Here is an 8,437-nt window from a genome sequence, read left to right on the forward strand (position 1 = left end):
TTTGATCGACACCACGACAGCGCGCGTGCGGACGTCCCCCGGACGTCCTCTGTTGCGCGCGGCTATCGCCGCGCGCCCCGGGTCCGACCCCTCGCGGGGATGTCGTCGTATCGACGACGCCAACGGCTAGACGTCCCGCCGTTGCGACAACTCACCGCCGCAGGTCAACCAGCAGCGTCCCCGGCTCAACCAGGTGTCCATCCTCCGCCACGATCTTGCCGGGGTACATCAGGTTGAGCAGCCGGAGCACCTGGACATCACCACCGACGCCGTAGGCCGCAAGCAGCGCCGGGGCATGGCCGTCCTTGAATGAACGCCGGTACAGGCGTGCCGTGACGAAGATGCCACTCTCGCCGCCGACTTCCTCCTCCGCGAGCTCCTGGTCAGTCTTGGCCGTTTCCATGCCAAGCTCACCCCGCAGCCCCTTCGAGAAGCGCACCGCGCTCTTGCCGGTCATCGCCTGTTCGTACTCACGCCAGCGGGCGACCGCGGCGGCCTGGTCGTCGCCCCCCGCCTCGATCACGTCCAGAAGGTCCATCGGTAGCCGGCCACCGGCACCGGCCGCCTGCCGCGACTGTTTCAGATCGCCTCGCGCCAGCTCGAACCCCGCCTGCAGCTTCGTCAGGTAGCAGCCGAGCTGTTCCCGACGCCCGGCACTGTCCGGCGGTACGTAGTCGAGGCGCACGCCGACGCGTCGACCCGTGTGCTGATCGACCCCGCCACGCTTCCGCCCCTGTTTCGCCAGCCAGCGGCCATACAGCTCGTCGAGCACCGCTTCAAGTGCCTCGACCTCATCACGCGACGGCGGACGCTCGAAGAACAGCATCACGTGACGGTGCGGGTGCCAGCTGTTCCGACCGTCGGTCACCTCCAGCGCCGTGATGTTCCCGAGCAGCCCTAGCCGCTCCCGCCACTGCCGGTACTCCCGTGATCGAGCGACGAACGCCCAGGCACCACCGAGCAGCGCCAGCAACTCGGCCAGCTTCTCCCCGTGGCTGTGCTGCACCGTCAGCGTGAGGAACGCGAACCCGCCACCTCGAGCGGCGTGCCGATCGAACGCCTCGAGGACGTCGGCCATCCGTCCCGCGCGGATCTTCGGCGCGCACACCGGACAAGCCCACACGTTCCCGCAGGACTCTAGGCCGGTGAAGTGTGCGCCTCCCTCGTGACCTGACAGCCCAACATGACTGTTGCCGATCGGGGTCTTGCACTGGCGAACTCGCTTCTTGCTCGACGCCTTGCGGAGTACCCGCAGCCGCCGCCACCGCTCCGAGAGCCTGGCCGCCGCGACCTCCGGCCGGACATCCTGTATCCGCTGGTCACCCCTGTTTGGCTCGTAACTTTGCGATGTTCCAAGGGACGGCTTCGCCGCCCGAGCGCCTGCCGTCGCTGGCTCCGCTACGGCTTCGCCGTGGGCACCGGCTACGCCGCTGCTGACCTCTAAGGGGAGCACCAGCGGGGACGCCAACGAGCGGCCGCCACCGTGAGGTGTGACCGCTACTCCGGCAGCGCGACGCGCCGACCGTTCTTCTTGCGCGCAGGGGTGTAGCCCTGCTGTACTGGCCATAGGAGCTGACCGCCCTCGCAGGGTGTTTCTGAAGTCGCCGGGTGTGCCACCACCTGGCGATTTCGCATTTATGGGGTTGTTCGGGTCTGGCCTACGCATCACCGCCCTTCGTCCGCCCGACGGCAGACATCAGCCGGAGCCTGCCAGCGACCAGCCTCTCCACCGCTGCGACGCGCCGAGTAGCCGCCCAACGCCTCAGCTCACGAACCGGCACCGTCACGGCCAGCACCGCCAGCGTGAAGCCGCCCACGAGCCACTCAGAGGCCCGCAAACTGGGCCGCGCCGTGCTCCGGCCGCTCCACCCGATGAGCCTCTGTCCGTCCCTCCACCGGCGTCCTCCGGGCTTGCACTGCGTTGGCCGCTTCGCGGTCGCTCGCTCGTACCTCACTCGCGCCGCTGCGCTGCCGCGCCCTACGGCCACCGGCTCCGCTCCGTCCGCCAGCTCAACGGCCTCCGCGACCTCCGCACGACAAACCGAGCTGCGCGGGCCTCTGAGCGGCGCGAATCCCGCCCACACGTTCGATGCTGTCATTAACACAGCGCGAATCCGCGCCCTAAAGCATTGACGGAATTGCTCGGACGTCTTACCATTATAAAAGACTGTTGCAGCGCAACCCCGGATTTTCCCTCCGGGGTTCCTCGTTTCTTGATGCATTGTGTTTCCCTCATCGCCGCAGACTGTTGCAAGCGAATCTTTCTCAGTATGACTTATTTCCACTTGCGCGTAAAGCTGCAAAAATGACAACAGGGATGCCCCCACCACCGTGAGCACCCCTGTCGCCATCACGTACCGTTTGCCATTCGCCGCAAATACTGTTCGGCCTGCCGCACGGTTTCGGCCGCCTGCTGCGCGAAATACCTTTCGGCCAGCTCCGGCCGATGCGTCTCACCGGGAAAGCCACCCTGCGTCGTCTCGGCAGCCAACTTCTCTTGCAGCCGCCGCACCCGGGCCCGGAACTCGAAGTGACGCCGGAAAAATACCTCCCACATGAAACCGCAAACCGGCGCGCCGACCATCAGCAGCACCAGGAGCGCGACGAGCGCCAACACTTTACGACGCCCAGCCGCGAGCGTTCGGCGGGAACCAGCCCCGCTGCGACATCACGGCATCCGGATGGTGCGCCTCGTCGATCGGCACACGGGCAATGTCGCCGTCCTGCCAGTTGCCGAAGTACCGGCCATCCGTGAAGCGGCCGCACTCGGAGACGATCTGCGCGTCGTCCTTCCAGTACGCCCGCACCAGCGCCCAACCGTCACCGTCCCGCAGGTAGCCGCTGCCAGCGTGCGCCTCGGTCAGCAGGTGCGCCGTCGCCCCCTCCTCGCGACACTTCGGGCCGAGCACCACGTCGGTCATGCCCGCTGTCAACTTCATGGCGACGCGGGTATTGAACAGATCACGGTTGCTGAAATTCTCTTTCGTCGGGTCTTGAATGCAGCCCACCAACGAGAATCCCAACGCCCGACCTTGCGTCAACAGCAGATTCATTGCGCCGGTAATCCGCTCCTTACGCTTCTTGTCCAGCTCACCCTTACCGACGGCGAACAGCTCGTCAATCATGATGACGTAGAGCGGCATGTCGGCCGACGGTCGGATGAGCCGTGACTTTCCGGCCATCTCCTTCTTGCGCTGGCTCATCTTTTCAACCATGAGTTCCAGCAAATCGGCGATGCTATCCGGTTCACTCGCATAGTGCGCGAAGATGCCACGCGACATTGCCAGCTCGACGCCCTTGGGGTCGATACCGACGAGCTTGGCTGCGCCATGCGCGACCGCCGGAGCCAGCGCCGAAATGATCGACTGTTCCCAGCTCGACTTCCCCGCGCCAGTCTCACCAGCGATTGCGAGGTGCGTCCCCAGCAGCCGCAGGCCAAACTCACGTGGGAGCTGCGGCGCATCCGGCTGGACGCCGCCATAGGGCAGTTTGTATTGGCTCCCCGTGTGCGTCGTCACCCAGCCGATCGGCAGCGCCTCAAAGTAGGCTTTCCAGCTCTTCGCCTTCGGCAGGTATGGCGTCTGCACCTCAACTGTGACCGGCTCCGGCTCGGGTGGCGGAAGCACGCTCACCAGCTCGACGAGCTGCCAGCCGCCAGCGACGCGCCAGACCTTCACGCCCGGCACGCCCCAGCTATGGGCCAACGCCCTCGCCGCCTTGTCCAGCCGCGAGGGGTCGGAGCCATCGGGCAGCTTGACCAGTACCTCATTTACGTTGAGGCCGCCCCGCCAGTACCGCACCCTCAGGCCGTCCGGCGACTTCACCACTCCGGCAGCCACCAACACATCAGTCCAACGCCGCTCAACGTCCGCGCCAGGGTCGGCCTTGACTTTTGACTGTCGAATACCCAGGTAGACCATCCCGATGGCCGTGGCGATAACACAAATGACCAGCCAGCGAAGAATGGTGTCGTTCGGAGACGACCATCCCACCGTCGAACGGTCATTGTCGACGTAGCAGGAAATTACCCGCCACACAGCAACGAGTAGCACCCCCAGGAGGCCAACGCCAACCCATGCCACCGTGACCCCAAAATCACGCCGCAGCTGCTCGCTGAGCGTGGTTTCGGGGACGTGCAGATTGCGCCAGCCCTCCGGCGTATCGGCCGCGGTCATCGGACGTGATCTCCTTACGCGTAGGCCTTGGACTTGGTGGCTTCGTCGGCCGCCTCGATCTCCTTGACCGTCCAGTACGGCGTGTAGCCCTTGCCGTCGTCGCGGCGGATGAAGCCCAGCACCAGGCCGGACACCGCAACCTCCGTCATCGGGGACAGCCCCTCCATCGGGTTCTTCTCGGCCGCGTAGCTCACCGTGAAACGGTCGCTGCGGTCGGGGAACTGGACCGTTGTAGCCATCAGCTCGACGCGCCAGATCGGAACACCGGCCTTGTTCTTCTTCTGTGCCGGAGCCTGCCCCGCAGCCCGAAGCCGGTCACGCTCGTCACGGCTGACAAACTCGTCCTTGCTCATTGCACCAGCGATCCAGACCTTGGCGAAGGTTGCCGCCGTGTCCACAATGGCCTGATCAATCATGTTTCCACTCTCTTTCATCTCTCTTGCTCCTTGGTGGCCGATGTATTCGGCCTTAACAACATCGGTATCTAAGCACGCTTTGCTTTTCCTGTCAACTGTTAGCTAATCACTAGACGTTTCTGTAAAGCGTTAATACATATTCCAGCGACACGCGCAAATAGCACGATGCTTTACATTCCTGATTAGACCGGTAGGATGCACGCACCCCAGCGCACCAGCACGAACGCCCCAGCAGGAGCCATGGAAATTAGCCCAGAGCAGGCCCGCCGGTGGATGCTCTATGACTTCAATGCCCCCCGCGAGCAATGGTCAGACGTTGCTCATCCGCCCTACAAAACCGAGACGTCAGTCGAAGAATTAATCGCTTTGCATCGCCGGTGGTCTGCTCGAATTCAGGACATCGAATATATCCAGCGGCAAATTGCGGTTCGGCTGATGCAACTCGACTACGTTTCGGTGACTCATCTATCACGTACCTTGGGAGTGAGTCGCAAAACTCTCTATGATTGGGCTAAGGCCCAAGCAACCGATCGGCTATTCCCAGATCCCGACCTAGACACACCTTTACATGCCGACGACCCGCTAAGTCCCTGGCGAATCGTCCCAGATTCACAGTCACAATCTTGACGGTTGCGCATTATTGTGTGATGCTATTTAGCATTACATGGAGTACAGAGAGTTTCCACCAGAGACGCAACGCTTGATCGACGAGCATCGCCAGCTATCTAACCAAATAGCTGAAATTCGAGAAATCCAGCGAGAGATTGCCGTATCGATCATGGAGCGCGGCCGGACAGCGATCACCGTCACCGCACTTGCGGACGAGCTCGGCGTCAGCCGCCAGGCGCTGTACCTATGGAAGCAACGCGCCCAGGACGACCCCGAGCAGCCCCTATGACATGTTCTTCCCCTCCCGAGATGAACATGTCCTCTCACCCCCGCACCTCCACGCCCCTGCCAGCCAGTCACGCGCGGCGGCGGCCATCAAGGGTGCTTCGCATCGCCTCCGGCGACGGCCTCCGGCCGCCCTTGACGACCACCACCACACGCGACCGACCAACAGCGCCCCTCCGCCGCTCGAAAAATGATCTTCTCCCAAGACCCTACGTCGTCGATACGACGACACCCGCTCAGATGCAACAACCTTGGCAACCTATCGACGACAGGCACGAAAAAACCGGCCGAAGCCGGTCATTCCGAAGTAAGTTTTTTGCTATCTAATGCAGGGAACTATAACCCTTCTTCGAACATCACTGTTCTGCCATCAATTATACAACTAGCATGGCCGAATGTCATCACTTGGGAATGGTATTTCTTTATCTTTCGTCTCCCATTTATGCACCAGCCCGCACCCCTCACAGTGCACGCGCCGGCTCGTAGTGTCCGGCGTCTCCCCCGCCCCCAGCTCGTACCAGAGCCGCTCATAGCCGCAACGCGGGCAAATCCCCGTCCTGATGAGGCTTGCCAGCTCCCGCCCCGTCAGCGGCTTCTGTGGCGGCCGTGGAGCGCCTATAGCTCGACCTCCACCGCGACGTGACCGACCGCCGAGTGATAGTCCGAGGCCGACCGCAACGCACTCGACAACGACGAACGAAGCGCCTGCAAGTGCGCCCCCGCCTCGGTCAGCCGTTCTGTGGGGTCGGCGTCCTGATCGTCGCGCAGAATCTTGTTGTCCCCGTAGCGCCCGACCTGCCGCCCGAGTACGCCCGCCACGTCATCGAGCCGCCGAATGATGTCCGACAGCGCCCAACCCCATGTGTAGAAATCCTCATGTGCCGGATTCCGGTCGTCTGCCTGCCGCCGCACCGCCGCCGTGAGCTGGTCAGTGACGGCCGTCAGTCGATCATCCATGCCCTGCTCGTCGTCAGCCACGCTTCCGCTCTCCAATCAGTTCGATCATCTGGTCACGAAGCGCCGCATCGTCGGCCGCGAGCTGCACCAACGCCGTCAGGACGTCAAGCTTGTCCACCTGCATCGCCAGCTTCCGTCGAGCCGCAGCCGCCAGCCGGTCGAACTGGTCGAGCTGGTCGAAGTCGAGCGAAGCCGTGAACTTGCTCTTCGGTGTCCCGCCGTTGACACGGCTCGCCGTTTGTGTCGTCGTATCGTTACCCACCCCCGATGCTGGTGCCGGAGCCTGCTCACGAACCCGAGCGATGTCCGATGCCCGAAGCGGTGCCACCTTGCCCCGCCGCCGTGGTGCCTCACTCATGCCGAAACCTCCTTATCCATTGCAAACAATTCATCGATCACATCCGAATACTCCCCTAAATGCAACGGCGTAAACCGCATCTGCCCGAACTGGCGCAGCAAAGGAATTGACGTGTCAAATACCGGCAATTCCAACTCTTCCAGGTATGAACGGGCATCGTTGTCCTCATTCGTCCCGCCGCGAATCTGTGTCAGCAATACGAGCGGCCGAATCGGGTGAGAAATATCAACTTCCGCCGCAATTCGAAACACTTTTGGCAATTCCAGCAAATCACCATCCGTGCCCTTACTCGGCACAATGAGATAATCCGACAGATTCATTGCCTGCCGTAATGTTTCCTCATTCTTGGCGCCCGTGTCGAAGATGACATGCTCGAAGCCACGCGCCAGCGGCTCGACGTTGCGCCGCAGGTTACGGGACTGGTCAGCGATCACCGTGCAGCGATCCGACGGCCAGTCAACCGCCCTGTTCGACCAATCCACAGCGGCGTGCTGGTCAGGGTCGGTGTCCACCAACAAAGTGCGCCCGGTAGCACTCAACCCGATTGCCAGATGCACCGCCGTCGTCGTTTTTCCCGCGCCCCCCTTGGGGACGCCGACTGTAATTCTCATAATGCTTATTCTACTCCTTAACCGTCCTTACGTCTAGCCGTCTGCCCGTTCTGCCGTCGGTGGCATCGTATCGACGACAGCCCGCTTCTCGGCAGCACCACGCCGGTAGTCGCCTGTCGTCACCCGCCGATCAGGGTCAACGAGCCGTGACCAACGTTTCTGTGCAGCCTGCCGCCCACCGAGCTGCCCTTCCACGGCCTCCGCGATTTGCTGCCACGTCATCCCCTGGTCGTACTTCAAATGCCGCAGCAGATCACGCTCATGCTTGTCCGCGAACACCCGCAGACGCTCACACAGCGCCAGCATCGCCGGGGCCTCGTCATCTGTCAGCTCGTGGTCATCGTCGAGGCGACCAGCAAGCACCGCCAGCGCCAGCGCCACCGCCGGAAGCGTCATGTCGTGGTACTCGTCGCGCTCGTCATCCGTGACGGCCACGACCTGCAATGCTCTGGCGAAATCCATACGTCAATGATACGACGACAACGGCTAACCGTCAAGCCGTTCCACCGTCTCCCCGTCGGTGTCAGCGTATCGACGACGGGCGCACTCCTGTTGAGCCTCAACCATCGAGACCCGCTTTTCGCCGACATAGAAAAGGGAATGACCCGCCGCCATCGCCAGCTCATTCTTCCTCTCTATCGTTTCGCTGGCGCTGCCGTCGGCCCATTCCCTATCCGCCATACCAGATTCTACTAATTTTGCAAACGCAGCACCCTGTTTCAGGTTATTTGTCAAGCAGTATCTTTTAAAAGCATCCCACGTATAATCGTCTATTCCCTTTATTTTACGATCTGTACGATCTATTAATTGCGTTCGCAAGTATTCCCAGGAACTAGGTTTCCAAAATACCCGACTCGGTATAAGCCGGAACACGTCTTCCTCTAGCGCATTCTTCCGAACTGTCTTATATATGTTCGCGCGTGCCATTTTGTGTTCTCCTGATTACTCTTTTATTATACGCCAAGTACCCCCTTTTGTGAACCCTTTTTCGCACCCTTTTAGACGTACTTTTTACAACAGGACGGA

The 8,437-nt window shown here is 61.9% G+C and carries 10 protein-coding genes; 1 reads left to right on the plus strand and 9 read right to left on the minus strand.

Going from position 1 to position 8,437, the window contains the following annotated elements; translation table 11 throughout:
* Positions 1-151: 151 nt before the first annotated feature.
* From ACL02T_RS34465 to ACL02T_RS34480, 4 genes are all read right to left on the minus strand, one after another.
* Complete coding sequence (locus ACL02T_RS34465; protein ID WP_412835020.1) at positions 152-1,108, minus strand: protein rep; 957 nt, start codon at positions 1,106-1,108, stop codon at positions 152-154.
* A 1,242-nt stretch (positions 1,109-2,350) separates the two neighbouring features.
* Positions 2,351-2,617, minus strand: a complete 267-nt coding sequence (locus tag ACL02T_RS34470; RefSeq protein ID WP_412835021.1) for a hypothetical protein — start codon at positions 2,615-2,617, stop codon at positions 2,351-2,353.
* Between the two features lies 1 nt (position 2,618).
* Positions 2,619-4,175 (minus strand): FtsK/SpoIIIE domain-containing protein, encoded by a 1,557-nt coding sequence (locus ACL02T_RS34475; protein WP_412835022.1) that lies wholly within the window; start codon positions 4,173-4,175, stop codon positions 2,619-2,621.
* A 14-nt stretch (positions 4,176-4,189) separates the two neighbouring features.
* Positions 4,190-4,609 (minus strand): hypothetical protein, encoded by a 420-nt coding sequence (locus ACL02T_RS34480; protein ID WP_412835023.1) that lies wholly within the window; start codon positions 4,607-4,609, stop codon positions 4,190-4,192.
* 646 nt (positions 4,610-5,255) lie between these two features.
* On the opposite strand from ACL02T_RS34480, the gene ACL02T_RS34485 reads away from it, so the two are divergent.
* The gene (locus ACL02T_RS34485; RefSeq protein ID WP_412835024.1) at positions 5,256-5,489 is read left to right on the plus strand and encodes a hypothetical protein; all 234 of its coding nucleotides are present in this window, start codon (positions 5,256-5,258) and stop codon (positions 5,487-5,489) included.
* Between the two features lie 611 nt (positions 5,490-6,100).
* Here ACL02T_RS34485 and ACL02T_RS34490 read toward each other — a convergent pair.
* The 5 genes from ACL02T_RS34490 to ACL02T_RS34510 are packed head-to-tail and all read right to left on the minus strand — an operon-like array spanning position 6,101 to position 8,338.
* The gene (locus ACL02T_RS34490; protein WP_412835025.1) at positions 6,101-6,463 is read right to left on the minus strand and encodes a hypothetical protein; all 363 of its coding nucleotides are present in this window, start codon (positions 6,461-6,463) and stop codon (positions 6,101-6,103) included.
* The gene (locus ACL02T_RS34495) at positions 6,456-6,800 is read right to left on the minus strand and encodes a hypothetical protein (protein ID WP_412835026.1); all 345 of its coding nucleotides are present in this window, start codon (positions 6,798-6,800) and stop codon (positions 6,456-6,458) included. The genes ACL02T_RS34490 and ACL02T_RS34495 overlap by 8 nt, the downstream gene beginning before the upstream one ends.
* A complete protein-coding gene (locus ACL02T_RS34500) occupies positions 6,797-7,411 on the minus strand; it encodes an AAA family ATPase (RefSeq protein ID WP_412835027.1) in 615 nt (204 codons plus the stop codon). The genes ACL02T_RS34495 and ACL02T_RS34500 overlap by 4 nt, the downstream gene beginning before the upstream one ends.
* A gap of 33 nt (positions 7,412-7,444) precedes the next feature.
* Positions 7,445-7,873 carry a hypothetical protein gene (locus ACL02T_RS34505; protein ID WP_412835028.1) on the minus strand — a complete coding sequence of 143 codons (429 nt, stop codon included), beginning with the start codon at positions 7,871-7,873 and terminating at the stop codon, positions 7,445-7,447.
* Positions 7,874-7,897: 24 nt separating this feature from the next.
* Positions 7,898-8,338, minus strand: coding sequence for a hypothetical protein (locus tag ACL02T_RS34510; protein WP_412835029.1), 441 nt, complete (start codon positions 8,336-8,338; stop codon positions 7,898-7,900).
* Positions 8,339-8,437 lie beyond the last annotated feature (99 nt).

Source organism: Pseudonocardia oceanicola (genome assembly GCF_047200735.1).
In the GTDB taxonomy this organism is placed as follows: Bacteria; Actinomycetota; Actinomycetes; order Mycobacteriales; family Pseudonocardiaceae; genus Pseudonocardia.